A 24,321-nucleotide genomic window follows, 5' to 3' on the forward strand; every position below is an offset into this window, starting at 1 on the left:
GACGGCGCTGGGCGATGCGGTGGACGGCTACGATCTGATCGGCGACGTGCACGGCTGCGGCCGCACGCTGGTGCGGCTGCTGGAGATGCTGGGCTATCGCGAGGAAGCCGGTGTCTACCGCCATCCGCGCCGCCGGGTGGTGTTCCTGGGCGATCTGATCGACCGCGGGCCGCGGATCCGGCTGGCGGTATCGGTGGCCAAGCGCATGGTCGAGGCCGGCGAGGCGCACATCGTGATGGGCAATCACGAGTACAACGCACTGGCCTACTGCCACCCGTCACCGCCGGGGAGTACCCAGGCGTGGCTGCGTTCTACTCGCCCCGCAACAACCGCATCATCGAGCGCACCCTGGCCCAGTACCACCAGCATCCGCTGGAGTGGGAGCGCTGCCTCGAGTGGTTTCTCGACATGCCGCTGTGTCTCGAGCTCGACGGCATGCGGGTGGTGCACGCCTGCTGGGACGAGGCGCTGATCGACGCCTTCCTGGCGCGCTGCCCCGACGGCCGCATCGATCGCGATTTCCTGATCGAGTCGACCCAGCCCGGCACCTTCGCCCAGCGGGTGATGGACCGGCTCACCCGCGGTACCCAGATGCCGCTGCCGCCGGGGGTGGAGATCCGCTCGGGGGATGGCTTCACCCGTCGCGCCTTCCGCACCCACTTCTGGTGTCGCGAGCCGGCCACCTATGGCGACGTGGTGTTCCAGCCGGACAATCTGCCCGATGGGCTCGAGGATCGTGCGCTCAGCGACGCCGAGCGCGATCGTCTGACCTGGTACCCGGAATCGGCGCCGCCGCTGTTCGTCGGCCACTACTGGTGCAAGGGCGTGCCGGCGCTGCCACGCGCCAACATCGCCTGCCTCGACTACAGCGCGGTGAAATACGGGCGGCTGGTGGCCTACCGCTGGGATGGCGAGAGGCAGCTCGATGCCGATCGTTTCGTGTGGGTGGATGTGGCGCGTGAGGGCATCGCCGATTAGGGATCTGGCTTTACGTGGATTTACGCGGCAGTACGCTCCAGTGATCTGCGATTTTTTTCTGGCGCTGGGTGACTGATTTTTCTGGTTTTTTCGGTGTGCGCGCGCTATCGCTGGAAAAAAATCGCATTTTTTTGCCGCGTCTCGGGAACTCCCGCGCGCTACGCCACTCTGAGTCAGTGTTCCCTTGAATGATCCCTTGCTCTTATCCGGCGGCCCTCCCGCCGGATTTTTCTTTTTGTGCATCACGTTTCTTGTGCCCCCGGCTTCTTTTCACCACGCCTCGCGTCGTCGTCCGCGGCGGCATTCATCCCCAGATCACCTCGGGCAGGGTAGAATGGCGCGATACGCCGGCCCCAGGGCGCGGTGTATGACTCCCCCACCCGTGGTTCGGAAGGTTGCATGTACAGACTTCTCGCCATGCCCCGCGATCTGGATACGCGTCCCCTGCGTCAGGCGCTGTGGCAGCAGCATATCGGGCACCGCTTCACCCAGCAGGAGGATCAGCAGATTCTGTGGCTGGCCGACCCCGAGCAGCGTGACGAGGCGGTGCGGCTGATCGAGCGCTGGCAGCGCGGCGATCTCGCCGAAGCCGCTGCCGCGCCGCGCCGACGGCGCCCCAGCGTCACCGGCCAGGCGTTCGGACAGGCGCCATTGGCGGCGGGGCTGATCGCACTGTGCGTGGCGATCTTCCTCGGCATGAGCGTGTTCGGCGATGCGGTCCTGCGCGCGCTGATCATCGTGCCGGTGCACCCCTCCGGCCAGGGGCTGGTCGCCGGCACTCTGGGCGATGCCCTCGCCAGCGGTCAGATCTGGCGCCTGGTCACCCCGGCGCTGCTGCACTTTGGCTGGATGCATCTGATCTTCAACATGCTGTGGCTGTGGTATTTCGGGCGTCAGGTCGAGGCACTCCAGGGCTCGCGCTGGCTGGCGGTGATCGTGGTGATCGCCGCGGTGGTCTCCAACCTGGCGCAGTACTTCACCGGCACGCTGCTGTTCGGCGGCATGTCCGGCGTCGACTATGCGCTGCTCGGCTACGTCTGGTTGATGTCGCGGCTGCGTCCGGCGCAGGGCTACTTCGTGCCGCAGATGCTGGTGGTCTTCATGCTCGGCTGGATGGTCTTTACCATGACCGGGCTGGCCGATGCGATCGGCTTCGGCAACGTCGCCAACGAGGCCCACCTGGGCGGGTTGTTGGCAGGGCTGCTGATGGGGGCCGTCGGCGCAAGGCTGATACGGCGCGCCGGCTGACCCGGGCGCGTGAGCGACCGTGGCTCTGCGGTGGGGCCGATAGCGGGCACGAATCAGCGACCCAGGATAGAGATAGGCGTGAGGCGCCAAGACGAGGCAGGCATGAACGAGATGAACTTCGACCGCATGGTCGCGCAGATGACCCCCGAGATGTACGAGAACTTCAAGCAGGCGATCCAGCTGCGCAAGTGGCCCGACGGCCGCATGCTCAGCGCCGAGCAGACCGAGCTGTGCCTGGAGGCGGTGATCAAGTACGAGGTGATCCACGCAGTGCCCGAGGCGCAGCGCGTGGGCTATCTGGAACGCAACGAGTGCGCCTCCGGCGGCCACGACACGGCCGAGGAAGCGGCGCTCAAATGGATCAACTGATCCTTACCGAGGGCGACGCCCGGGTCAGCGGGCAACTGCGCAAGCTGGACGTGCGGCTGCCCGAGACGGGGTTGGCCGACTATCGCCTGCGGGCGGGGGAGGCGGGGCTGGCGCTCAATGCGCGGCTGGGGCAGCGGCTGCGCCTGCACTACGCCGGGGCGATTCACTGTGTCCACTGTGGCCGGCACACCCGCAAGAGCTTTGGCCAGGGCTACTGCTACCCCTGTTTCAGCACGCTCGCCCAGTGCGATCTCTGTCTGGTGCGCCCGGAGACCTGCCACTACTTCCAGGGCACCTGTCGCGAGCCCGAGTGGGGCGAGCAGCACTGTTTCCGCCCGCATATCGTCTATCTGGCCAACGCCTCCGGGCTCAAGGTCGGTATCACCCGGGGAACCAATACCCCGACGCGCTGGCTCGATCAGGGCGCGATCCAGGCGCTGCCGATCCTCGAGGTGGCCACGCGCCAGCAGTCGGGGCTGGTGGAGACGCTGTTCAAGGCGCACGTCTCCGATCGCACCAACTGGCGCGCCATGCTCAAGGGCGAGGTCGAACCGCTCGATCTGGTGGCCGAACGCGACCGTCTGCTGGACGCGGTGGCGCCGGGGCTCGACGCTCTGCGCGCGACCCACGGCGCCGAGGCGATCCGCGCACTGGAACGCCCCGATGTGGTCTCGATCGACTACCCGGTGCTGAGCTGGCCGCGCAAGATCCAGTCGTTCAACTTCGACAAGCAGGCGCTGGTCGAGGGCACCCTGACCGGCATCAAGGGGCAGTACCTGATGCTCGACAGCGGGGTCATCAACCTGCGCAAGTTCGCCGGCTATCAGGTCACCGTGGACGCCGCCTGAGCGGGCGTTGACAGAGACGGCTGCGGTCGTCGAATCTGTAAACGCCTTCTGAAAAAGCGAGCCCGCCGCGCTCAGCGGCGCGGCCGGTGCTCGAGCTGTTGCTCCATGCGCTTCAGAAAGACCGCCATCACCCGTTCGTAGAGCGCATCCTTGAGCACTACGTCCTCGACTCCGACGTCCAGGTTGGGGTTGTCGTTGACCTCGATCACCACCACGCGATCGCCGATCTGCTTGAGATCGACGCCATAGAGGCCGTCGCCGATCAGCTTGGTGGCGCGGAGCGCCGCCTTGACCACGGCAACGGGCACCTCCGACGGGTCGTGGGTGGTGAAGCCGCCGCTGCGGGTCTTGCCGCTGGAGTGGTCATAGATCTGCCAGTGGCCGCGCGCCATGTAGTAGCGGCTGGCGAACAGCACCTGGCCATCGAGCACGCCGATGCGCCAGTCGAACTCCGTCGGCAGCCACTCCTGCAGCAGCAGCAGCGCCGAGGAGTCGAACAGGCGCGGGGCTTCCTCGGCCAGCTCCTCGCGTGAGCGAATCTTGACCACCCCCTTTGAGAAGGCGCCGTCCGGCACCTTGAGCACCAGCGGATAGCTCAGGTTGGAGAGCTTGTCGTCGAGGCGCCCGAGATCGCTGCGGTGCAGCAGCTGGCCCCGCGGGGCCGGGATCTTGTGAGTGCCGAGCAGGGCGTGCAGGTAGATCTTGTTGGTGCAGCGCAGGATCGACTGCGGGTCGTCGATCACCACCAGACCCTCGTGCTCGGCCTTCTTGGCCATGCGGTAGGTGTGGTGGTCGAGCCGCGTGGTCTCGCGGATGAACAGGGCGTCGAACTCCGCCAGGCGCCCGGCGTCGCGGTGGGTGATCAGGCTGACATCGATGCCCAGGCGGCGACCGGCGCGAATGAAGCGCTTGATCGCGCCGCGGTTGCTGGGCGGTAGCTGCTCCTGCGGGTCGACCAGGATGGCCAGATCGAAGCGGTAGCGGCGGCGCGCCCGCGGCGTGCGCCATACCTTGGTCGAATGGCGGTTGAGGGCGCTGGCGAAGGTATCCTCTTCGCCGCTCTTGAGCGCGGTCAGCGGCAGTGGCTTGAGCCGCGCCAGGCGCCAGCTGCCGTGGCGCTTGTCGAAACGGGCCTCCAGCAGCGGGTGGGGCAGGCGTTCGAACAACTTTCGTGCCAGACGCGCCAGCTCCGGGGTCTGGCACTCGCCGAAGAAGACACGCAGGGTCAGGCTGTCGCCGGCCAGGACACCGCGCTTGTCGAGCTCCGCCAGCAGCGGGTCGAGGGCGGCCAGCTGCATGTCGATCAGCGCCTTGCGCGAGAGCTGGTTGAGCGTCTCGACGCTGGGCAGTACCCGCTGGGCCCGGGCCTGGGCCAGCAGCGAGACGTAGTAGCCGGTCTCGAGATAGTCGAGATTGGCGCACAGGTTGATCACGTGCGTGGCGTCGTCCGCGCTGGCGGCGGCATCCAGGGCGAGGAAGTCCTCGGCGCTGATCAGATCCTCGGAAGGGTAGTAGGGCTGCCAGTCGGCCAGCCGGTCGACGACGATGCGCAGGCGTGACATGAATCGGAAACTCCTCGATGGCTGGAGGGCAGGGTGAGGCCGGGCGACACTGGCTGGGAGGCATCGGCGTCGCGGGTGGGCGCTCAGCATGCGATGCGCGAGTAACGGCGACAAGTCGTCGCCAGCGTGAAATAATTTCATCATAGCGTCGCTGCGCTTCGGGGTCGCCCGTCGCGTGAGCGCCAACGCGTTCCGCCAGGTTCGCCTATCCTCTTAGACTCGAGTGCCATCATGCTTCGCACCCTCCGCCCCGGGCGTGCCAACGATCGCGATGCGCTGTTCCAACTGGAAGAGCGCTGCTTCGAGGGCGACCGTTTCAGTCGCCGTCAGCTCGCCCATCTGCTGACCCGGGCCCATGCCTTTTCGTTGCTCGCGGTGAGCGATTCCGAGCAGGTGATCGGCTACGGCACGCTGCTGTTCCGGCGCAACAGCCGCATGGCGCGACTCTACTCCTTCTGTGTCGATCCCGAGGCGCGCGGCAGCGGCCTCGGCCGCGAGCTGCTCACGGCACTCGAGGCCGCCGCCCGTGAGCGCGAATGCACGCGCCTGGTGCTGGAGGTGCGCGCGGACAACCGGGTCGCCATGGGGCTCTACCGGCGCATGGGATTCATGGCCCACCAATGGATCGATGATTACTACGCCGACGGCTGTGCCGCCTGGCGCATGGACAAGGATCTCGCGGCGCCGGCCAGCGCCGCCGAGTCGCAGACCTGATGACTATCGGCGTGTCATGACATGCCGTCTTTTTTGGTGAGGAGAAGCTATGCCGTCTTTCGATATCGTTTCCGAGTTCGACCGTCACGAAGCGACCAACGCGGTCGATCAGGCCAACCGTGAAATTCAGACCCGCTTCGACTTCCGCGGCGTCGATGCCAGTTTCACCCTGGAGGGCGAGAGCGTGGCGCTGGAAGCGGACGCCGAGTTCCAGCTACAGCAGATGATCGACGTGCTGCGCGCGAAGCTGATCGCCCGCGGCATCGATCCGCGCTGCATGGAGATCGAGGAGGCCCAGGCCTCGGGGGTCAAGGCGCGCCAGCAGATCAAGCTCAAGCAGGGGCTGGAGCAGGCTGACGCCAAGGCGATCGTCAAGCAGCTCAAGGATGCCAAGCTCAAGGTGCAGGCCGCCATTCAGGGCGACAAGGTGCGTGTCAGCGGCAAGAAGCGCGACGACCTGCAGCAGGCCATCGCGCTGCTCAAGGGCGAGAGCGGCCCGGACCTGGCGTTGCAGTACAACAACTTCCGCGACTGAACACGCCGGACAGTGCCCGCCCCTGCCCGCCGCTCAGTGGGTCTCTGTCAACTCGGCGAGCGCACCGCTGCCCAGCGCCAGCATGCTCAGATTGCCGTACATGAAGCTGTCGTGCAGGCGCGAAAGCGGCCGGCCCTCGGCGGCCCCGAGGCACATCAGCAGCGGCAGGAAGTGCTCAGGTGTGGGGTGGGCGTGGCGCGCGTTCGGTGCCTGCTCGTGCCAGCGGGCGAGGCTGTCCAGGTCGCCGCGGGCGGCGATGTCGATCACCCAAGCCTGGAATTCGCGCGCCCAGGCGTCCGGCCTATCGTGGCGCGGGTGCCTGTCGCCCAGATTGTGGGTAGCGGCGCCGGAGCCGATCAACATCAGGTCGTGGTCGGCGGCGGCGCGGGCCAGGGCCGCCCCCAGCGCGAGCTGGGTGCGGGTGTCCACGGCCAGCGGCACGCTGACCGGGATCAGCGCGACCTCGGCGTCCGGCCACAGCAGTGACAGCGGCGACCAGATACCGTGGTCGAGGGGCCGGGCGGGGTCGAGCGCGACCGAGTGGCCCTCTGTGCGCAGGGTCTCGGCGATCGCCGCGGCGACTTCCGGCAGCCCGCGGGCCGGATAGCGCATCGCGTAGAGTTGATCGGGGAAACCGTGGAAATCGTGCCAGGTGGCGGGCGTCGTCGCCGTGCCCAGGGTGAGCTCCTGGGTCTCGAAGTGGGCGGAGATCACCAGTGCGCCACGCGGGCGGGGCAGGCGCTGGCCCAACTGGCGCAGGAAGTCGCGGGCCGGGTGGGCGCTCAGCGCCAGATCCGGAGCGCCGTGGGAAAGATAGAGAATCGGGGCGGTGGGCATGGGCAGGCTCCTCTCGGCGCGTGGCATGGTCGGGGGGTTGGTTCCGCTTTCCAGCCTACGCCGATGCGCCGCCGGCACTAGCCGTCTCTGGGCCAATGGCGTGTTTCCACGCTGTCATCATTGATCGCGCCCCAGTATCGATCTCGAGAGTATCGATCTCGAGAGTATCGATCTCGACAGTATCGATCTCGACAGTATCGATCTCGACAGTATCGATCTCGACGCCATCGAGGGCTCGCTGCTCGTGCGGTGCTATCAGCGGCATTGGTGTTTTCCATGGCGGCGGATTGGAGCGAGTCGGGCGGCCTGGTTTACACTAGATATCGATCTGGCCTCGGTTCGAGGGTGTGCAGTGCCTTCGCAAGGCGATGCTTCCCGCCTGGCTCCGAGGCCCCGAGTTAGCCGACCCTGGGGATGTCCGGCATGCGCAACGCCATTTTCGTCACTCTTGCCGCCATCAGCTTTGCACTTGGCGTCATTGGGCTGTTCCTGCCGGTCATGCCTACCACCTGTTTCATGCTGGCGGCGGTCTGGCTCGCCTCCAAGGGCTCGCCGCGGTTCGCCGACTGGATTCGTCACCACCCGCGCTTCGGCCCGCCGATCCTCTCCTGGGAGCGTGAGCGCGCCATCCCCAAGCACGCCAAGATCATGGCCGTGATCATGCTGACGGTCTCCTGTGTGATCATCGCCTTCACGGTGTCACTGCTGGCGCTGAAGGTCGGGCTGATTCTCGGCTTGGCGGCGCTGGCAGCGTGGATCGTCACGCGTCCGCTGCCGAGTCTGCAGTGCCCGGTGCGCGAGCTGTGGGAGGAGAAATCGGTCTCCGAACGCCGCTGACAGGCTCCGCCGCGCTCGGCGCGCGGTGTTCACATCTTCCTCTCTTCCTCGACACTCGCTTCCTCTTTTGGCATTCGTTTCCTCGGGCGCGACTCGTTTCCTCTACCGGCATGTGGTGCCGTCATTCGACCTCTCTGATCACTCGACGATCGTCTGCGGCCCCGCCCGCCATGATCCGGTACCGACGGCGGTCAAGGCTGTCTCACCTAGTGGGCTTTCTCTGCGCTAACGGCATCGATTCGATATCGCTTGGTCCAACTGGTTAGAATGGGGCCAGTTCGGGACGCGGCCAGCGTCCCCAGGCGGTGCACGAAAACGGCTTCACGCGTCGACTTTTCGTGCCGAGCCTGTTCATCTTTTCGTCTAGTGTCATCCCGGCCGATGTGCGGTTGCGACATCGGTCCACGGATTGCCTTTTTCGACCAGGAGCGTTGCCATGTCTGAGATGCAAGCGACCTATCTCAAGGATTATCTGCCGCCGGCGTATCGCGTGACCCACACCGAGCTCACCTTCGATCTCGACCCGACGGCGACGCGAGTGAAGGCGCGCTTGCATCTGGAGCGTCATCCCGAGCGCGAGGCGGGGCTGCCGCTGGTGCTCGACGGCGAGGGCCTGACGCTGAAGCAGGTCGCCATCGACGGTCAGCCCCTCGAGGCCGATGAGTTCGAGGCCGACGCTCACAGCCTCACTATCGCCCGGGTGCCCGAGCGCTTCCGCCTGGATACCGAGGTGCAGATCGCGCCGGACACCAACACCGCGCTGGAGGGGCTCTACCGCTCCAACGGCATGTACTGCACCCAGTGCGAGCCGGAAGGCTTTCGCCGCATCACCTTCTATCCCGACCGCCCCGACGTGATGGCGACCTTCTCGACCACGGTGATCGGTGACCGCGAGTCGCTGCCGGTACTGCTCTCCAACGGCAATCCGGTAGAGCAGGGCGAGCTGCCCGACCAGCGTCACTTCGTCACCTGGGAGGACCCGCACCCCAAGCCGAGCTATCTGTTCGCGCTGGTCGCCGGCAGCCTGGAGAAGGTGGAAGATCACTTCACCACCCAGAGCGGCCGTGAGGTGCTGTTGCAGATCTGGGTCGAGCCGGAGAATCTCGACAAGACCGACCATGCCATGGCATCGCTCAAGCGTGCGATGCGCTGGGACGAGGAGACCTACGGCCGCGAGTACGACCTCGACCGCTTCATGATCGTGGCCGTCAATGACTTCAACATGGGCGCGATGGAGAACAAGGGGCTCAATATCTTCAACTCGGCGGCGGTGCTGACCCATCCGCAGACCGCCACCGATGCCGCTTTCCAGCGGGTCGAGGGGATCGTCGCCCACGAGTACTTCCACAACTGGTCGGGCAACCGGGTGACCTGCCGCGACTGGTTCCAGCTCTCGCTCAAGGAGGGCTTCACCGTCTTCCGCGACCAGACTTTCTCCGCCGACGTCAACTCGGCGCCGGTCAAGCGTATCGAAGACGTCTCCTTCTTCCGGACCGCCCAGTTCGCCGAGGATGCCGGTCCCACCGCCCACCCGGTGCGTCCGGATCACTACATCGAGATCTCCAACTTCTACACCCTGACCATCTACGAGAAGGGCGCCGAGGTAGTGCGCATGCTGCGCCATCTGCTTGGTTGGGAGGATTTCCGCCGCGGCAGTGATCTCTACTTCGCACGCTTCGATGGCCAGGCAGTACGCATCGAGGATTTCGTCGCCTGCATGGCGGAGGTCTCGGGCTCGACCTCGACCAGTTCATGCGCTGGTACGCCCAGGCCGGCACCCCGGAGATCGACGCCCACGGCGAGTATGACTACGCCACCGGCGAGTACCATCTGCGTCTCTCCCAGCGTACCCCGGCGACCCCGGGGCAGAGCGAGAAGCTGCCGCTCCACGTGCCGATCCGCCTCCGCCTGGGCCTGGTGGGGACCAAGTCGGGGCACGATCTGACCCTCAAGCTCGCCGATGCCGAGGGCGGCAGCGAGACCCTGGGCAAGGATGCGGTGATCCATCTGCGCGAGGCGGAACAGACCTTCGTCTTCCAGGATGTCGAGGAGGCGCCGGTGCCGTCGCTGCTGCGCGGTTTCTCCGCCCCGGTGAAGCTGCGCTACCCCTACTCGCGGGAGGAGCTGGCCTTCCTGCTGACCCACGACAGCGACGGCTTCAACCGCTGGGATGCCGGTCAGCGCCTGACCATGCTGGCGCTGGACGATCTCATCGCCGCCCACCGCAACGGGGTAGAGAAGGTCATGGACGTGCGCCTGGTCGAAGCCTACCGCAGCCTGCTCGACGAGCCCGGTGACGACCAGGCGGTGCTGGCGGAGATGCTGACGCTGCCGTCGGAAGCCTATATCGCCGAGCAGCAGCCGGTGGTCGATGTCGACGCCATCCATGCCGCGCGCGAGTTCGTGCGTCAGTCGCTGGCCTGGCAGCTGCGTGACGCCTTCCTCGCGGTCTACCGCGACACCAGAACGATGAGCCCTATGCGCCGACGCCCGAGCAGATCGGCCGGCGCAAGCTCAAGAACGTCGCGCTGGCCTATCTGATGAGCATCGCCGACGACGAGGCGATCGGCCTGACCCAGGCGCAGTTCAAAAACAGTGGCAACATGACCGACGTGCGCGCCGCGCTGACGCTGCTCGCCCACAGCGATCGCAGCGACCTGGCCGAGCCGGCGCTCAAGGCGTTCGGCGAGCAGTGGGCCCACGACCCGCTGGTGATGGATCAGTGGTTCACCATCCAGGTCACCCGTCCCCAGCCGATGTGATCGAGCGGGTGCGTTTCCTGATGGAGCATCCGGCGTTCTCGCTCAAGAACCCCAACAAGGTGCGCGCGCTGATCGGCGCTTTCGCCCAGAACCGGGTCAACTTCCACCGTCTGGATGGCCAGGGCTACAAGCTGCTGGCGGACGTGGTGATCGAGCTGAACCGTCTCAATCCGGAGATCGCGGCGCGCATCATCACCCCGCTGACCCGCTGGCAGCGCTTCGATGAGGCGCGCCAGGTGCTGATGAAGGCCGAGCTCGAACGCATTCGCGGCGAGAAGCTCTCGCCCAATGTCTACGAGATGGTGGAGCGCGCGCTGGCCGAGGCCTGATCCGGCGACGCTGCAACAGAAAACGGCCGCTCATCGAGCGGCCGTTTTTATGCGCTGCGCCCATGGCGCGACCGTGAGGCCACGCCGATGGCTGTCAGGCGATGCGGGTCAGGCGTCTTGGGTCAGGAATAGTGCACGTACATCGTCTTGCTCTTGACGTAGGCCTCCAGCCCGTACTTGCCATCCTCGCCGCCGAGCCCGCTGTTGCGGTAGCCCTTGTGGAAGCCCTGGACGGATTCGCCGGCCCCGCGGTTGACGTAGATCTCGCCGAAGTCTAACTCTCGGGTCAGTGCCATCAGATGGCGCACGTTCTGGGTGAACACATAGGCCGAGAGGCCATACTCGGAGGCGTTGGCATACGCCATCGCCTGATCGAAGTCGTCGATCTTCATGATCGGCACCACGGGGCCGAAGATCTCCTCCTTCATGATCTGCATGTCGTTGTCGACACCGGTGAGAATGGTCGGGGCGTAGTAGTTGCCCTTGTCGTAGTCGCCACCGCTCAGGCGCTTGCCGCCGGTGAGCAGCTGTGCACCGTCACGCTGGGCCTGCTCGACCATGGCGTGGATCTTGTCGAGTTCGGCGGCGTTGATCTTGGGCCCCATATCGACGTCTTCGTCGGTCAGCGGGTTGCCCACCTTGAGCGCCTCGACGCGCTGCTTGAAGCGCTCGAGGAAGCGGTCGTAGATGCCGGACTGCACGTACATGCGCTCGTTGCAGGTACACACCCTGGCCGCAGTTGTCGAAGCGCGAGGCGATGGCGGCATCCACCGCCGGGTCGAGATCGGCGTCGTCGAGCACGATGAAGGGCGCCTTGCCGCCCAGTTCCAGACGCACGATCTTGAGATGCTCGGCGGCCGCCTTGTTGATCTCGCGGCCGCCGCGCACGCTGCCGGTCATGCTCACCAGTTGGGTGATCGGGCTGGTGATCAGCTGGTTGCCGATATCGCGGCCGCGGCCGTTGACCAGATTGACCACGCCCTGGGGAATGCCCGCCTGACGTGCCAGCTCGACGATCTCGAGCGCGGTCAGCGGCGTCTCTTCCGAAGGCTTGAGCACGATGGTGTTGCCCGCGGCCAGCGCCGGGCCGAGCTTGCGGCCGATCAGCGCGGCGGGAAGTTCCAGGCGGTGATGCCGACCACCACGCCGTGGGGCACCTTCTGGATCCAGATCTGCTCGTCGGGGTCGTCCGCGGGGATGATGTCGCCCTCGAGGCGGCGGGTATTCTCGGCGGCGAAGCGGATCAGATTGGCGCACATGCCGACATCGGCGTCGGCTTCGTCCAGCGGCTTGCCCTGCTCGGTGGTGATCAGCCGCGCCAGACGCTGGCGCTGTTCGAGAATCAGCTCGACCAGCCGGTAGAGATGGTCGGCGCGCTCCACCGCGGTCTTGCGCGACCATGCCGGGAAGGCGCGCTGGGCCGCTTCCAGGGCACGGTTGGCCAGGGCTTCGTCGGCCAGGGAGACACGGGCGATGAGCTCGCCGGTGGCCGGGTTGAGCACATCCAAGGGCTCGCCACCGCCGGTGGTCCACTCACCGTCGATGAACTGGTTGTAGAGATCGACACCTTCGTGGGATGACTTCATTGACTGGGTCATGCTTGACGCCTCCTTGTCGGTCCTGCGGCGCCCGCGGGCGCCGCCTCATATGTCCGGACTCTCAAGGTGGTAGAGGTGGGGCGGGCTGACAAGCCGCACCCCCAAAGCGTCACAGGATCGGGCACGCCGGCAGCAGGATAATGCCGACGGTGCCGCTCCTACTGGATCAGCCAGCCAAGCACCAGCAGCCCCAGCAGCAGGCCGATCACACCGCCGACCACGCCGCCGCGCAGCAGGGCGCGCACGCCGCTGATCAGCAGCAGCACGCCGATCACCAGCACGCCGAGGCTGAAGACCGAGTCGCTGATGCCCAGGGCCTGAGTGAGGCCGTCGACGAAGCCGCCCATCGCCCGCCACAGGCCGCCGAACAGGCTATCGAGCAGGCCGACGACGCTACGGATGACGCGACCGATGGCATCGCCGAGCCAGTGAAAGAATCCATCCATGGGGTCATTATCCTATTCAGGGGCGCCGCACGTCGGGTGCCGCGCAAAGCGTAAGGGTCAGGCGCCGAGCTGCTGATCGCGCAGCCACTGGATCTCCTGGGGCCAGATCGCCGGCTCGATGGTCTCCAGAATCAGCGGGATATCGTCGGTGCGCGGGTCACGCATCAGCGCGGCAAAGCCCTCGTTGCCGATATTGCCCTGGCCCAGACTGTGGTGGCGGTCGACGCGGCTATTGAAGGCGCTCTTGGCGTCGTTGAGATGCATGCCACGCAGATAGCGCCGCCCCACCACGCGCTCGAAGGTATCGAGCATGGCGGTGGCGTCGGCGGCGCTGCGTAACTCGTAGCCGGCGGCGAAGGCGTGGCAGGTATCGATGCAGGCGCCGACCCGGGACTTGTCCTCGACCTGGTCGATGATCTCGGCCAGATGCTCGAAGCGAAAGCCCAGATTGGTGCCCTGGCCGGCGGTGTTCTCGATCACTGCGACGACGAACTCGGTGGCCGCATGGGCCTGGTTGATCGACTCGGCGATCCGCGCCAGGCAGTCGCTCTCGCTGATCTTGTTGAGATGGCTGCCGGGATGAAAGTTCAGAAGCTCGAGCCCCAGTTGCTCGCAGCGCTGACACTCGTCGACAAAGGCGGCGCGGGACTTGGCCAGGCCCTCCGGCTCGGGGTGGCCCAGATTGATCAGGTAGCTGTCGTGGGGCAGGATCTGGCCGGGACCGAAGCCGTGGGTGTCACAGGCGCGCTTGAACGCCTCGATGGTCTTCGCCTCCAGCGGCTTGGCCTGCCACTGGCGCTGGTTCTTGGTGAACAGGGCAAAGGCGTTGGCGCCGATCTCGGTGGCGCGGATCACCGCCTGATCGACGCCGCCTGCGGCGCTGACGTGCGCTCCGATGGTCTTCATGGCTTCTCTATTCGTCACTCGTCGTGTGTCGCGGGGCCTCGAGTTTAGCAGCCGCCAGCGCCGGCGGCTTTCCGCTGCCGCTCATCCGTCCAGGCGCAGGCCGGCGTTGATCTCGCGTAGTGCCTGATGCGCTGCTTCACGCGAGAAGGGGGCCTGACGTGGCGGATCATAGACGTCACCGTTGCTGCCCTCGACGATCAGGTCGATGGCGTAGCAGGTTGCCGCGATCACGCTGCGATAGCTTTCGACCTCGCGGAAGTGATTCATGCCGGCATCGTTCTGGGTGAAGACGACGACAGCGTGGCCATCGAGGGTGCTCGGGCTCGACTCGCGCTGGGCGTTGGCGGGCGGGCGCTGGCACTGGCGTACCGCTTCCGGGTCGCGGCTGATGCCCAGGCGCCAGAGTCCGGTGGTGATGGCATCCGAGCCGGGCAGGGCGAGGGTGATCAAGGCCTCGCCGGGCGCCGAGGCGTCGAGCTTCCAGCTGCCGTTGTCAAAGTAGCCCTGGATCGCCTGTGTGTCGGCATTGCCGTCGATGCGCTCGAGCGTCGCCGGGTAGGTGAGGGCCACGCCGGCCTCGGCGCTATGGAAGGTGCGCTGCGCCTCGCGGCTGCCGGCGGCGGCGTCCTGTGTCTGGGACTGACAGCCGGCCAGCAGCGCCGTGGCCCCCGTCGCGGCCAAGGTCACAGCGAGGCGCATCGGGATGCGCTTGCACATCGATCGTGAAAACTGAATCATCGAAGTATCATCTCCGCGTGGGGATGGGCAGTGGCGTGCCGAGTGTCGAACCGGCAGTCTATAAGCTAAAGCCTGAGGTGACAGCCGCCGATAGAAGATCTGAGGGTAATCCCTCTCAACCGAGAACAGGAAATAGGGAGTCTCCTATGGATAGTGCAGTCAATGCTGTCGTCGGTGCCGGAGTCGCGCTGCAGCAGTTCAATCAGGATCAGGACATGCAGGCGTCGCTGCTCAAGCGCTCGCTCGACAATCAGTCCGCGCAGGTCGCGCAGCTGATGGACTCGATGGCCCCGGAGCCCAAGCTGGCCGCCACCGGTACCGTTGGCACCCAGATCAACACCTACGCCTGAGAAACGATGCGGTCGTCACTCGGCCGAGGCCGGTGGTCGGCCCTTGAGCGTGTGACAACGCCAAGATGCTGAAAGCGATGAAAGTGCTGCGACGATGAATCTATGTCGTCTTGTCCTGCAGCGTTACCGAACCGTGACCCTGGCGATAGATGATCTGGGGTTGCGGTTTTTTGCTGTCGCACGATTGCGTGATATCGAGCACTTTTTTCGATAAAAATATTGACGCGTCTAATGGCTCTCGCTTTAATCGAAAGGGCCGCAAGTGTCATTCAGACACGCCGGCATTTCTGCCGATATCGGTATTTTCTCTGGACGCGATCATGACCCTATTCCATCGCCCGACCTTTTCGATGTTCTCGATCCATGTGCGCCAGCACAATAATCGAGTTCGTCGTCACGTCGTGCGCCTGGGGTAACAGATCGTTATCGGCCGCGACGAGTATCGCGGCCGATAGAGAGTGGAAAGTCTTACCCGCCATCATCGCGATACTTGTCCGGCCTCCGACTGACGGAGTGGACAAGCATGAAACTGACGACTCTCATCAATGCGCTCAAGGCCCGCCTGGCTCTCGCCCGTCGTCGCCGGCAGGACTGGCGCGCGCTCTCCCATCTCAATGCCCACATGCTGCGGGATATCGGCCTGCGCGCAGAGCAGGGCACGATCGTGCCAGTCAGCACGGAGATAAAGTGCGACGCACCGCCGGCGCCGACAACTGCTGATACGCCGAGAGCATCGGCCGCCGAGGCGCCGGAAGCCGTGCCGCGAGTGTGTCGATATTGTGGAGAAACGCTGGCTTAGCGAAGCCCCGGCCACTTGGTGTGGCCGGGGCTTTTTATTTTTTGGGGCGTTTTATCGTTGACCTGGCGTGGCATCAATATCCCAGGCTCGAGGACGCCGGGAAACGTCCTCTTTATACCGCGACACCGTCTCGAGTGCTGCCTGACGCAGCAGGCTGATATCGATACCCACGGCGATGAAATCGAACCCCCACTCGGCGTAGCGTTTGGCGTCCGCTTCGGCCGGCGCCAGGATGCCGGCTGCCTTGCCTGCGGCCTTGGTGACCTCCAGGGTATGGCGGATCATCGCCTGGACGTCAGGGTGATTGGGGTTGCCGACATGGCCGACGCCGGTGGAGAGATCGATCGGCCCGACGAAGATCGCATCCACGCCCTCGGTGGCGGCGATCGCCGCGGCGTTGTCGACGCCCGCGCGGGATTCGACCTGACGATCAGACCACAGCGTCTCGTGGGCGCGGGCGAGATAGTCGGGGATCGCGTCCCAGCGCGTGGCGCGGGTGAGGCCGCCGCCTACACCACGGAAGCCACGTGGCGGGTAGCGGGTCGCTGCGACCAGCTGCGCCGCCTGCTCGGCGGTGTCGACCATCGGCACCATCAGCGTCTGGGTACCGATATCGAGGAGCTGCTTGAGCAGCGCCGGGTCGTGATTGACGGCAGCGCACTACCGGGGGCAGGGGGGTAGGGCGCCACCGCCTGCAGCTGTGCGAGGATGCTGGGCACGGTATTGGGTGCGTGCTCACCATCGATCAGCAGCCAGTCGAAGCCGGTAGTGGCGAGGATCTCGGTGGCATAGCCGGTGCCGAAGCCGGCCCAGCAGCCGTAGCGGGTCTGCCCATCCAGCGCGGCGTGAAACGGATTGTGCGGGAGCTGCATGCGTATCGGTCCTTGGTGATCCGGCGTCCGGCGACGCCGGAAGAGTGATGGTCTCAGTGGGCCAGCCCCATCTGTTTCATGATCTCGCCGAACTTGGCGTCGTCCTCGGCCATCAGCGTGGCGAAGCCGTCGGCATCACGCCATACCACGCCGTAGCCCTGCTTGGCCATGAAGTTCTGATAGGCGTCGCTGTCGTAGGCTGTCTTCAGCGCCGTCTCGAGTCGCTGCACCACCGCCTCGTCGAGCCCCTTGGGGCCGACCACACCGCGCCAGGCGCCGAGGCTGAAGTCGCTGCCGAGCTGCTCGTGGAAGGTGGGAATATCGGGAAAGCCGCTCAGGCGCTCCGGGGTCATCACGCCAAGGCTACGAATCTCGCCGGCCTCGATCATGGCGCGCGCTTCCGGCAGCGAGGAGGCGACCACGTCGATGCTGCCGGAGGCGAGTTCGGTCATCGCTGGTGCCGACCCCTGGCTGGGAATCCAGGTCAGCTTGCCGGCGGCGATGCCCTGATCCATCAGGAAACCGTTCAGGGCCACGTGCCAGATGCCGCCGAGGCCGGTGCCCGAGGCGGTATAGGTGCCCGCCGGATGGGATTTGACCTGGGCCACGAAATCCTCGAGGTCCTTGAAGGGTGAGTCCTCGCCCACCGAGAGGCTGGCCGAGTCGAAGTTGATTTGGCCGATCGGGGTGAAGTCCTGATAGGTCAGGCTGGTGAGCCCCTGCCAGTGCATCATGTCCAGTTCCACCGTGGCCAGGCCCAGGGTATAGCCATCCGGGCGGGCGTTGGCGATGGCGGTGTGGCCGACCACGCCGCTGCCGCCGGTGCGGTTGACCACGTTGATCGTCTGCCCCAGCTCCTGCTCCAGCGCGCTGGCGATGATCCGCGCGGTGGCATCGGTGCCGCCGCCGGCGGCCCAGGGCACGATCAGGGTGATGGGCTTGTCGGGATACTCTGCCCAAGCCGCCGGGGAGGCCACCACGGCGGCGGCGAGCAGGAGCTTCAAGGTGCGCTTGACGTTCATGGAACCTCTCGGGGGATCTCTCGAGCGCTGACGGCGTGCCGGCGCGGAACGGGGTGAGATGACTTTTGCACACAAAGTCATATCAAGCGCTCGAAGTGGGCACAATTGCGCCAACGTCTAAGAGCGTGGATAAAAGAGCGGGCCTGCCAGTGGCGGGCGCCCTGGCGGGCGTGGCCGAGATCGGTCCGGCGCGCGGCGCCGGACCTGGCATCTCGAGTGTGGGAGAGGGCTCTTTACTGCGAAGCGATGCGCTGGCTGGCGCTGGTGAAGCCCATCAGCGAGAGATCCATGTCGAGGCGCTTGCCGTCCGGGGCGATGGCGCTGACGGTGGCCTTGGTACCGCCACGGAGCTGGGTAAGCAGCTGCGGCGACAGCGCCAGATTGGCGCGGCAGCCCTGCTGCAGGCAGACCTGATAGGGCATGCCCACCGGCTCGTTGTCATCCACCTGCAGCTGGATGCCCGGTGCCAGGCGCACGCCCAGTGGCAGCAGGAAGACCATGACCGGGCCATCGGCCTGGGCCGGGTGACCGACCATGGCGCGCATCAGCGGATCGTTGCTGTCGGGGTTGTTGACCACCTGGCTCATCACGCAGCTCTGTCGCTCGCCGCCCTTGGGGCAGCGCACTTCCCAGGATTGGAACTGCTGAGTATCGACCTGCGGTGCGCTCGGCTGCTGGGCCTGAGCCGGCGTCAGGATGGCGGCGGCCAGCGGCAGCAGCGAGGCGAGCAGGGTACGGCGCAAAGACATGGCATTTTCCTGTGTTGTGATCGGTCACGCGGTGTCATGCATGAGTATGGCCGAATTCACGTAAGGCGTGAGACGGCGTTCACGTCATTCCAGCACGCTCGGCGCCGGCGTGGCCAGTCGCGGTTTGGGCGACGCCGGTCGGTGTCGGGTACGCACTCAGGGCGCCACCGGCACGCCGCGGTTTTCGAACACCGGCCGCAGTACGAAGTTGGAGTGAACGCCTGAGACGCCCTCGATCGGCGTGATGTGCTGCAGCAGAAGCTGCTGATAGTCATCCATGTCCTCGACCCGGATCTTGAGCTGATAGTCGACCTCCTGGCCGGTGATCATCAAACACTCCTGGACCTGGGGCAGCGCCGCCACCTGACGCTCGAAGTTGGCGAAGCGCTCCGGCGTGTGGCGATCCATGGAGATGTGTACGAGCGCCATTAGCCGGTATCCCAGCTGTCGCGCGTCGACCAGGGCGCGGTAGCCGAGGATCAGGCCGCTCTCCTCCAGCGCGCGCAGGCGGCGCAGGCAGGGCGAGGGCGAAAGGCCGATGCGCTCGGCCAGTTCCTGGTTGCTGATCCGTCCCTCCTGCTGGATCAGTTCGAGAATGCGTCGGTCGTAGCGATCGAGTGCGTGGGGCTGTGGGGCGTTCATTGGCAATATCTGTCTCATGTTTGTTCTTCGTTGGCAGATTATGCCATCTGATGTCGAGAAAGATCGATCTTCGCAATGTCCTGTCGGCACAAAAGCCGTACACTGTCTCTGCTGCCACAAGCAGCTTCGGGCCGGCTCCCGCATCCGGGGGGCCGGCCCCCGTTTCCGCTGCGACCCGCGGCGGCTCAACAGCGGGGCTCGCGCCCACGGCGCGCCCCACAATCCGTCGGCTCTTTTACCTCGTCAGGATGGTTGCCATGTCTGCCTTCGATCATCGCAAGTACCGCCCGGCTCCCCGGGTACCCGCCTTCGACCGCCAGTGGCCGGATCGTGATCTCGATCACGCCCCGATCTGGGTCAGCGAAGACCTACGCGATGGCAACCAGGCCCTGCTCGAGCCGATGAGCGTGGCTCAGAAGCAGCGTTTCTGGCACCAGATCGTGAAGGTCGGGATCAAGGAAGTGATGGTCGGCTTCCCCTCGGCGAGCCAGCCGGACTATGACTTCGTGCGCTGGCTGATCGAAGAGGATCAGATCCCTGAGGATGTCACCATCGCCGTATTGGTGCAGTGCCGCGAGCACCTGATCGAGAAGACCTTCGAGTCGCTGGTCGGGGCCAAGCGGGCGATCGTCCACCTCTACAACTCCACCTCCACCACCCAGCGCGAGCGGGTGTTCGAGATGGACCGCGCAGGGATCGTCGATATCGCGGTGCAGGGGGCGACCTGGGTCAAGACTTACGCCGCGCGCTATCCGCAGATCGAGTGGTGCTTCGAGTACACCCCGGAGAGCTTCTCCAGCACCGAGATCGATTTCTCGCTGGAGATCTGCGAGGCGGTGATGGATGTCTGGCAGCCGACTCCGGACAATAAGTGCATCCTCAACCTGCCGACCACGGTCGAGGTCGCCGGACCTCACCCCACGCCGATCAGATCGAGTACTTCTGCCAGCACATCAAGAATCGCGACAGCGTGATCATCTCGGTGCACACCCATAACGACCGTGGCGGTGCCGCCGCCTCTGCCGAGCTCGCGTTGCTGGCGGGCGCCGAGCGCGTCGAGGGAACCCTGCTGGGCAACGGCGAGCGCACCGGCAACATGGATATCGTCACCCTGGCGATGAACCTCTACAGCCAGGGTATCGACCCCGAACTCGATCTCTCCAACCCGGACGAGATCATCCAGGTGGTGCAGGAGTGCACCGGTATCGCGATGCATCCGCGCCACCCCTGGGTCGGCGAGATGGTCTACACCGCCTTCTCCGGCAGCCATCAGGACGCCATCCGCAAGTCGCTCAAGAAGCAGCGCCCCGATGAGCCGTGGCAGGTGGCCTATCTGCCCATCGATCCGCGCGACATCGGCCGCGACTACCAGGCGGTGATCCGCGTCAACAGTCAGTCCGGCAAGGGCGGCATGGCGTTTCTGCTCGAGCGCGACTACGGCATCAGCCTGCCGCGCTGGATGATGCTGGCGCTGGCGCCGTACGTGCAGAAGGAGAGCGAGGTGCGCGCCAGCGAGCTCTCCAGCGAGATCATTCGTCAGGTGATGTTCGACAACTTCCAGCGTGAAGCGCCGCTGTCGCTGGCCGACTACCGGCTCTCCAAAGGGCAGGAGGAGGGCATCGAGGTGACCCTGTGGCAGGGGGCCGAGACCCTGCGCCTGTCGGGCAAGGGCAACGGTGCGATGTCCTCCTTCACCGATGCTTGGCAGCGTCATACCGGCACCAGCGTAGGGATCATCGACTACAGCGAGCACTCGCTGGGCGGTGACAGCGACGCCAACGCCATCGCCTTCGTCCAGCTCAATGTCGGCGGTCAGCGCATCTGCGCGGTAGCCGAGGACAGCGATACCGTCAGTGCATCGCTCAAGGCGATCCTTTCCGGGATCAACCTGGCCGAGGCCCAGGGGGCGCCGCAGACCACCGAGGCGCGCGCGACCACCGTCGACTGAAGCCTGGATCGACAGCCGCGACGCAAGACGAGAAGGGCGCCCACTGGGCGCCCTTCTGCGTTGTCGAGATCGTCTCCGGTGAGCTCGGTTCAGGGGTAGCTGGGCGGCAGCAGCGTGCGCAGGTCGTTGTTGAGCGGCAGCTCGAAGCTGGTCGCGCCGAGGATGGCGCGATCAGAGATACGTACCACCCGGGCGTTGATGAACAGCCGGTCCTGAGCCTGGGCGTAGGTGCCCACCAGCACCGCGCTGGCGTCGTAATCCTGACTCAGCCGCTGCACGTTGCGCGACAGGATCAGCTCGCCGGTGTTCTCTTCGATGTAGAGGCTGTTGCGCAGCTTGACCTCGATCACCTTCTGGCCCGATTCGACCAGCCGCGAGACGAACATCTCGCTCAGGGTGCGACCCAGGGTCGAGGATTGTCCCAGGTGGTCGACGTCGACGAAGGTGGTGGCGACCAGCGGTGCGCTGTCTTCGAGCCGCCCCTGGCTGTTCTCGACCAGCGCCTTGGCCGCCGCGTCGACCCGCTCCAGCGTGGTCAGCTGGTGCGGGCGGCCGTTGGGGTCGAGCATCGAGCAGCCCGCCAGTGTCGCCAGCAGCAGCACGAGCAGCGAAAGCCGAGCGCAGTAGGATACGGACATGGCGGACCTCTCTGTGCTGCGCCTTACCATTGTGAAGATACCTTGAGCTGGCCGCGTTCGGCGGTGGCGGCCGGCGCACGACCGTACTGGCCGCTATCGCCGGGGTTGATGTAGTAGAGATTGGAGGAGGAGTAGAGCAGGGTCTGATACTCATCGGCCTGAACGGTGATGATCACCTCCTCGTCGCTCTCCGAGGTCCAGCTGCCGCTGAACAGGTCGACCAGCCCGGCGGCGGGAATCAGCGCCAGCGAAGGCTCCGACCAGTGGTTGAACGGAATCGTCGCCACCGCGATGCCCGCCGCCAGCGCGGTCAGCGCGCCCTGGGGCGGACGGATCGGCTGGCGATCCCGATGCGCCACGACCTGTACGTCGAAGGTGACGGTGGCCGCGCCGAGATCGCTGGTTCTGACCGTGGCGCCCTGTCTCACCAGCTCGCTGGTCAGCAGCGAACGAAAGCCGCGGCTGAAGGCGGTCTCGGTCTCGGGGGGCTTGAGGTAGAGCGCGCGCCGGTCGAGTCGGCGGTCGGCCATGATGGCCTTGGCCTCGTGGCGCGCCAGTACTTCCCAGTGATAGGCGGCCTGCATGCGCTGCTGGGTGGTCGCCGGGTAGGTGGTGGCCAGCGGTGCCTGGGAGGTGTTGACGCCGAAGCAGCCGCTCAGCAGCGGCAGGCCGCAGAGCAGCACCCAAGGTTTCAATGACATGTGTAGAGAGTTCCTGTCCGATCGCCGGGGCGTCTTTATGTGTGTGGCTCTCGGAAAGTATCGGCGGGCACGCGCTCGGCTTGAGCGCGGCCGGGGAAAACCGCGTCAGGCGAGCGCAGTGCTTGCCTGACAGCGGCTAGCGTTCGCCGTCGCTGCGGATCTGCGCGTGACTGATCAGCGCGAAGATGAAGGTGCCGCCGAAGACGTTGCCCAGCAGCGTCGGCAGGCCGAAGTGGAAGAGGTACTCGGACCAGCTGGCGTGGCCGGAGAAGACCAGATACATCACCTCGGTGGAGCCGACGATGATATGCGTGAACTCGCCGATCGCCACCAGATAGGTCACGATCAGGATCACCCAGATCTTGGCGCTGCCGGCGCTGGGCAGCAGCCACACCATGGTGGCGATCATCCACCCGGCGACGATGCCCTTGGCGAACATCTGCATCGGCGTGTTTTCCAGGATGTGCTCGCCCAGGGTGAGAAACGCTTGATGGGTCTCCGCGGAGAAGATCGGCAGAGCGAGGATCGCCCAGGCCGAGACCGCCACCCCGACCAGGTTGCCGAGCAGCACCACGCCCCACAACCGCAGCAGGCACAGGAACTTGCTCAGGCGTGGCTGACTCATCGCCGGCAGGACCGCCGTGACGGTATTCTCGGTGAACAGCTGCTGACGTGCCATGATCACCACCAGAAAGCCGATGGTGTAGCCGAATGACTCGACCAGGAAGCCGACATCGGTATCCGGTAGATGAGCCCGCAGCAGTCCCTTGGCGAGCATCGAAAAGCTCATCGACAGGCCGGCGGCCACCGCTGACCATGCCAGCGCGGAGACGGTGCGATTGAGCTCCTTCTCGCCCTCTTCGCGGATCTTTTCGTGGACGGCGGCGGCGCGGGAGGGAAGATTGTCGCCATCGAGCTGCAGGTCGTGCTCCTCCTGCTCATCGCGAACGCGGCTGGGCGGAGTCAAGTCGTTGGGCTTGTTCAAGGTCGGATCCTTCCGAGCGATGGACGGGACGCACGGCATGACCGCCGCGCGCGAACTGGTCATGGCCACGACGGCGGTTATGCTGGAACGTATCTGATGCTGAAACGATAGCGGTAAATGAGGCAGGGAGATAGCCACGAATGTCGGCAGTCAGTGTGACCATTCTGATTCACCTGGGCATGGCCTGGCTGGCGGGCAGCCTGATTGGCCTGGAGCGCACCTTCCATGGCCGACCGGCGGGGTTTCGCACCCACGCCCTGGTATGCGTGGCCTCGGCGCTGCTGATGATGGTGACGGTCTACCAGTGGCAGTGGTTGGGGGACACGGTGCCCGAGGCCACGGTGCGCACCGACCCCACGCGCATGGCCCAGGGCATCATGACCGGGATCGGCTTTCTCGGCGCGGGGGTGATCTTCAAGGAGGGGCTGACCGTGCGCGGGCTGACCACCGCCGCCTCGATCTGGATCACCGCGGCACTGGGCATTCTCTACGGCATCGGCTTTCTGTTTCCGGGGATCATGGCGACCCTGATCACGCTGCTGACGCTGTCGCTGTTCCGTCGGGTCGAGGCGCGTCTGCCCGGCAGGCTCTACGCCCGTTGCACGCTGCGCTACGCCAGCGCCGAGGTACCCGAGGAGCGCGATATCCTGGCGCTGGTCCAGGGCTATGGCCTGCATGTCGAGAGCCTGAGCTATCGCACCCGCGACGATGGTGCACAGTTCGAGTATCGCCTGCTGCTGCGCACCCACGATCGTGGACACCTAGGGCCGCTGGCGACGCATCTGCGTGGTCTGTCGGCGCTGCGCGAGTTCCAGCTGACGCCCGCAGGCGACGGCTGACTGTCATGTCCGGCCCTCCACGCGCTCGCCGCCGGGCGGCGACGGGAATGCTTGTCATCCTCGCGCCAG

Annotated in this window: 24 protein-coding genes and 4 pseudogenes; 12 read left to right on the forward strand and 16 right to left on the reverse strand. The window is 65.7% G+C overall.

Annotation, left to right across the window (positions count from 1 at the left end):
* Positions 1–19: 19 nt before the first annotated feature.
* The 4 genes and pseudogenes from CN538_RS14620 (at position 20) to CN538_RS14635 (ending at position 3,443) form a co-directional block, all read left to right on the forward strand.
* Positions 20–978 (forward strand): annotated as a pseudogene (locus CN538_RS14620) (metallophosphoesterase).
* Between the two features lie 399 nt (positions 979–1,377).
* Positions 1,378–2,226 (forward strand): rhomboid family intramembrane serine protease, encoded by an 849-nt coding sequence (locus CN538_RS14625; RefSeq protein ID WP_106419914.1) that lies wholly within the window; start codon positions 1,378–1,380, stop codon positions 2,224–2,226.
* 102 nt (positions 2,227–2,328) lie between these two features.
* Positions 2,329–2,595, forward strand: a complete 267-nt coding sequence (locus tag CN538_RS14630; RefSeq protein WP_106419915.1) for a YeaC family protein — start codon at positions 2,329–2,331, stop codon at positions 2,593–2,595.
* Positions 2,583–3,443 (forward strand): DUF2797 domain-containing protein, encoded by an 861-nt coding sequence (locus CN538_RS14635; protein WP_106419916.1) that lies wholly within the window; start codon positions 2,583–2,585, stop codon positions 3,441–3,443. The genes CN538_RS14630 and CN538_RS14635 overlap by 13 nt, the downstream gene beginning before the upstream one ends.
* Before the next feature lie 71 nt (positions 3,444–3,514).
* On the opposite strand, the gene CN538_RS14640 is transcribed toward CN538_RS14635, so the two are convergent.
* Positions 3,515–5,005, reverse strand: a complete 1,491-nt coding sequence (locus tag CN538_RS14640) for a RimK family protein (RefSeq protein WP_106419917.1) — start codon at positions 5,003–5,005, stop codon at positions 3,515–3,517.
* A gap of 231 nt (positions 5,006–5,236) precedes the next feature.
* Between CN538_RS14640 and CN538_RS14645 the strand changes: the two genes are divergently transcribed.
* Together CN538_RS14645 and CN538_RS14650 are read left to right on the forward strand one after the other, a co-directional pair.
* Positions 5,237–5,719, forward strand: coding sequence for a GNAT family N-acetyltransferase (locus CN538_RS14645; protein WP_106419918.1), 483 nt, complete (start codon positions 5,237–5,239; stop codon positions 5,717–5,719).
* A gap of 49 nt (positions 5,720–5,768) precedes the next feature.
* Entirely contained in the window at positions 5,769–6,254 is a 486-nt protein-coding gene (locus tag CN538_RS14650) for a YajQ family cyclic di-GMP-binding protein (protein ID WP_106419919.1), read from the forward strand.
* Positions 6,255–6,287: 33 nt separating this feature from the next.
* Here CN538_RS14650 and CN538_RS14655 read toward each other — a convergent pair whose 3' ends face one another.
* Positions 6,288–7,091, reverse strand: a complete 804-nt coding sequence (locus CN538_RS14655) for a DODA-type extradiol aromatic ring-opening family dioxygenase (RefSeq protein WP_164999613.1) — start codon at positions 7,089–7,091, stop codon at positions 6,288–6,290.
* A gap of 55 nt (positions 7,092–7,146) precedes the next feature.
* Complete coding sequence (locus CN538_RS14660; RefSeq protein WP_106419921.1) at positions 7,147–7,356, reverse strand: hypothetical protein; 210 nt, start codon at positions 7,354–7,356, stop codon at positions 7,147–7,149.
* Between the two features lie 158 nt (positions 7,357–7,514).
* Between CN538_RS14660 and CN538_RS14665 the strand changes: the two genes are divergently transcribed.
* Complete coding sequence (locus tag CN538_RS14665) at positions 7,515–7,928, forward strand: YbaN family protein (protein ID WP_340638120.1); 414 nt, start codon at positions 7,515–7,517, stop codon at positions 7,926–7,928.
* Positions 7,929–8,364: 436 nt separating this feature from the next.
* Positions 8,365–11,019, forward strand: a pseudogene (gene pepN, locus CN538_RS14670) (aminopeptidase N).
* A gap of 122 nt (positions 11,020–11,141) precedes the next feature.
* Here the strand turns inward: pepN and CN538_RS23185 are convergent.
* The 5 genes and pseudogenes from CN538_RS23185 to CN538_RS14690 form a co-directional block, all read right to left on the reverse strand.
* Positions 11,142–11,657, reverse strand: coding sequence for an aldehyde dehydrogenase family protein (locus tag CN538_RS23185; protein WP_422917512.1), 516 nt, complete (start codon positions 11,655–11,657; stop codon positions 11,142–11,144).
* A pseudogene (locus CN538_RS26430) lies at positions 11,557–12,617 on the reverse strand (aldehyde dehydrogenase family protein). The gene CN538_RS23185 and the pseudogene CN538_RS26430 overlap by 101 nt, the downstream one beginning before the upstream one ends.
* A 158-nt stretch (positions 12,618–12,775) precedes the next feature.
* On the reverse strand, positions 12,776–13,063 hold the full coding sequence (locus tag CN538_RS14680) for a hypothetical protein (protein ID WP_106419923.1): 288 nt from the start codon (positions 13,061–13,063) through the stop codon (positions 12,776–12,778).
* A gap of 57 nt (positions 13,064–13,120) precedes the next feature.
* A complete protein-coding gene (gene nfo, locus CN538_RS14685) occupies positions 13,121–13,969 on the reverse strand; it encodes a deoxyribonuclease IV (RefSeq protein ID WP_106419924.1) in 849 nt (282 codons plus the stop codon).
* 81 nt (positions 13,970–14,050) lie between these two features.
* Complete coding sequence (locus CN538_RS14690) at positions 14,051–14,707, reverse strand: hypothetical protein (protein ID WP_106419925.1); 657 nt, start codon at positions 14,705–14,707, stop codon at positions 14,051–14,053.
* Between the two features lie 146 nt (positions 14,708–14,853).
* Here CN538_RS14690 and CN538_RS14695 point away from each other — a divergent pair, with 146 nt between their 5' ends.
* Together CN538_RS14695 and CN538_RS14700 are read left to right on the forward strand one after the other, a co-directional pair.
* Entirely contained in the window at positions 14,854–15,057 is a 204-nt protein-coding gene (locus CN538_RS14695) for a putative motility protein (protein WP_035471105.1), read from the forward strand.
* Between the two features lie 523 nt (positions 15,058–15,580).
* On the forward strand, positions 15,581–15,856 hold the full coding sequence (locus CN538_RS14700) for a DUF1127 domain-containing protein (RefSeq protein WP_106419926.1): 276 nt from the start codon (positions 15,581–15,583) through the stop codon (positions 15,854–15,856).
* A 51-nt stretch (positions 15,857–15,907) separates the two neighbouring features.
* Here the strand turns inward: CN538_RS14700 and CN538_RS14705 are convergent, their stop codons facing one another.
* From CN538_RS14705 to CN538_RS14720, 5 genes are all read right to left on the reverse strand, one after another.
* The gene (locus CN538_RS14705) at positions 15,908–16,450 is read right to left on the reverse strand and encodes an HpcH/HpaI aldolase family protein (protein WP_277985026.1); all 543 of its coding nucleotides are present in this window, start codon (positions 16,448–16,450) and stop codon (positions 15,908–15,910) included.
* Positions 16,450–16,728: an aldolase/citrate lyase family protein gene (locus tag CN538_RS24575; RefSeq protein ID WP_277985027.1), complete on the reverse strand. Its 279-nt coding sequence runs from the start codon at positions 16,726–16,728 to the stop codon at positions 16,450–16,452. Before CN538_RS24575 ends, CN538_RS14705 begins: the two co-directional genes overlap by 1 nt.
* A gap of 53 nt (positions 16,729–16,781) precedes the next feature.
* Positions 16,782–17,750 carry a tripartite tricarboxylate transporter substrate binding protein gene (locus CN538_RS14710; RefSeq protein ID WP_106419927.1) on the reverse strand — a complete coding sequence of 323 codons (969 nt, stop codon included), beginning with the start codon at positions 17,748–17,750 and terminating at the stop codon, positions 16,782–16,784.
* 233 nt (positions 17,751–17,983) lie between these two features.
* Entirely contained in the window at positions 17,984–18,499 is a 516-nt protein-coding gene (locus CN538_RS14715) for an invasion associated locus B family protein (RefSeq protein ID WP_106419928.1), read from the reverse strand.
* Between the two features lie 156 nt (positions 18,500–18,655).
* Positions 18,656–19,141: an Lrp/AsnC family transcriptional regulator gene (locus CN538_RS14720; RefSeq protein ID WP_106419929.1), complete on the reverse strand. Its 486-nt coding sequence runs from the start codon at positions 19,139–19,141 to the stop codon at positions 18,656–18,658.
* 257 nt (positions 19,142–19,398) lie between these two features.
* Here CN538_RS14720 and CN538_RS14725 point away from each other — a divergent pair.
* Positions 19,399–21,089: pseudogene (locus tag CN538_RS14725) on the forward strand (2-isopropylmalate synthase).
* 89 nt (positions 21,090–21,178) lie between these two features.
* Here CN538_RS14725 and CN538_RS14730 read toward each other — a convergent pair.
* The 3 genes from CN538_RS14730 to CN538_RS14740 all read right to left on the reverse strand — a co-directional run bounded on the left by CN538_RS14730 (position 21,179) and on the right by CN538_RS14740 (position 23,413).
* Positions 21,179–21,727 carry a FlgO family outer membrane protein gene (locus CN538_RS14730; RefSeq protein ID WP_106419930.1) on the reverse strand — a complete coding sequence of 183 codons (549 nt, stop codon included), beginning with the start codon at positions 21,725–21,727 and terminating at the stop codon, positions 21,179–21,181.
* A 23-nt stretch (positions 21,728–21,750) separates the two neighbouring features.
* Entirely contained in the window at positions 21,751–22,428 is a 678-nt protein-coding gene (locus tag CN538_RS14735) for a hypothetical protein (RefSeq protein WP_106419931.1), read from the reverse strand.
* 136 nt (positions 22,429–22,564) lie between these two features.
* Entirely contained in the window at positions 22,565–23,413 is an 849-nt protein-coding gene (locus CN538_RS14740) for a formate/nitrite transporter family protein (RefSeq protein ID WP_242495183.1), read from the reverse strand.
* Positions 23,414–23,553: 140 nt separating this feature from the next.
* Between CN538_RS14740 and CN538_RS14745 the strand changes: the two genes are divergently transcribed.
* Complete coding sequence (locus tag CN538_RS14745; protein WP_106419932.1) at positions 23,554–24,252, forward strand: MgtC/SapB family protein; 699 nt, start codon at positions 23,554–23,556, stop codon at positions 24,250–24,252.
* Positions 24,253–24,321 lie beyond the last annotated feature (69 nt).

Source organism: Salinicola tamaricis (assembly GCF_003006155.1).
Taxonomy (GTDB): domain Bacteria; phylum Pseudomonadota; class Gammaproteobacteria; order Pseudomonadales; family Halomonadaceae; genus Salinicola; species Salinicola tamaricis.

Bases quoted from the DNA above. Each gene is read 5' to 3' on its own strand.
- CN538_RS14625 (WP_106419914.1), top strand. From the start codon at position 1,378: ATGTACAGACTTCTCGCCATGCCCCGCGATCTGGATACGCGTCCCCTG.
- CN538_RS14630 (WP_106419915.1), top strand. From the start codon at position 2,329: ATGAACGAGATGAACTTCGACCGCATGGTCGCGCAGATGACCCCCGAG.
- CN538_RS14635 (WP_106419916.1), top strand. From the start codon at position 2,583: ATGGATCAACTGATCCTTACCGAGGGCGACGCCCGGGTCAGCGGGCAA.
- CN538_RS14640 (WP_106419917.1), bottom strand. From the start codon at position 5,005: ATGTCACGCCTGCGCATCGTCGTCGACCGGCTGGCCGACTGGCAGCCC.
- CN538_RS14645 (WP_106419918.1), top strand. From the start codon at position 5,237: ATGCTTCGCACCCTCCGCCCCGGGCGTGCCAACGATCGCGATGCGCTG.
- CN538_RS14650 (WP_106419919.1), top strand. From the start codon at position 5,769: ATGCCGTCTTTCGATATCGTTTCCGAGTTCGACCGTCACGAAGCGACC.
- CN538_RS14655 (WP_164999613.1), bottom strand. From the start codon at position 7,091: ATGCCCACCGCCCCGATTCTCTATCTTTCCCACGGCGCTCCGGATCTG.
- CN538_RS14660 (WP_106419921.1), bottom strand. From the start codon at position 7,356: ATGCCGCTGATAGCACCGCACGAGCAGCGAGCCCTCGATGGCGTCGAG.
- CN538_RS14665 (WP_340638120.1), top strand. From the start codon at position 7,515: ATGCGCAACGCCATTTTCGTCACTCTTGCCGCCATCAGCTTTGCACTT.
- CN538_RS14680 (WP_106419923.1), bottom strand. From the start codon at position 13,063: ATGGATGGATTCTTTCACTGGCTCGGCGATGCCATCGGTCGCGTCATC.
- nfo (WP_106419924.1), bottom strand. From the start codon at position 13,969: ATGAAGACCATCGGAGCGCACGTCAGCGCCGCAGGCGGCGTCGATCAG.
- CN538_RS14690 (WP_106419925.1), bottom strand. From the start codon at position 14,707: ATGATTCAGTTTTCACGATCGATGTGCAAGCGCATCCCGATGCGCCTC.
- CN538_RS14695 (WP_035471105.1), top strand. From the start codon at position 14,854: ATGGATAGTGCAGTCAATGCTGTCGTCGGTGCCGGAGTCGCGCTGCAG.
- CN538_RS14700 (WP_106419926.1), top strand. From the start codon at position 15,581: ATGAAACTGACGACTCTCATCAATGCGCTCAAGGCCCGCCTGGCTCTC.
- CN538_RS14705 (WP_277985026.1), bottom strand. From the start codon at position 16,450: ATGGTGCCGATGGTCGACACCGCCGAGCAGGCGGCGCAGCTGGTCGCA.
- CN538_RS24575 (WP_277985027.1), bottom strand. From the start codon at position 16,728: ATGCAGCTCCCGCACAATCCGTTTCACGCCGCGCTGGATGGGCAGACC.
- CN538_RS14710 (WP_106419927.1), bottom strand. From the start codon at position 17,750: ATGAACGTCAAGCGCACCTTGAAGCTCCTGCTCGCCGCCGCCGTGGTG.
- CN538_RS14715 (WP_106419928.1), bottom strand. From the start codon at position 18,499: ATGTCTTTGCGCCGTACCCTGCTCGCCTCGCTGCTGCCGCTGGCCGCC.
- CN538_RS14720 (WP_106419929.1), bottom strand. From the start codon at position 19,141: ATGAACGCCCCACAGCCCCACGCACTCGATCGCTACGACCGACGCATT.
- CN538_RS14730 (WP_106419930.1), bottom strand. From the start codon at position 21,727: ATGTCCGTATCCTACTGCGCTCGGCTTTCGCTGCTCGTGCTGCTGCTG.
- CN538_RS14735 (WP_106419931.1), bottom strand. From the start codon at position 22,428: ATGTCATTGAAACCTTGGGTGCTGCTCTGCGGCCTGCCGCTGCTGAGC.
- CN538_RS14745 (WP_106419932.1), top strand. From the start codon at position 23,554: ATGTCGGCAGTCAGTGTGACCATTCTGATTCACCTGGGCATGGCCTGG.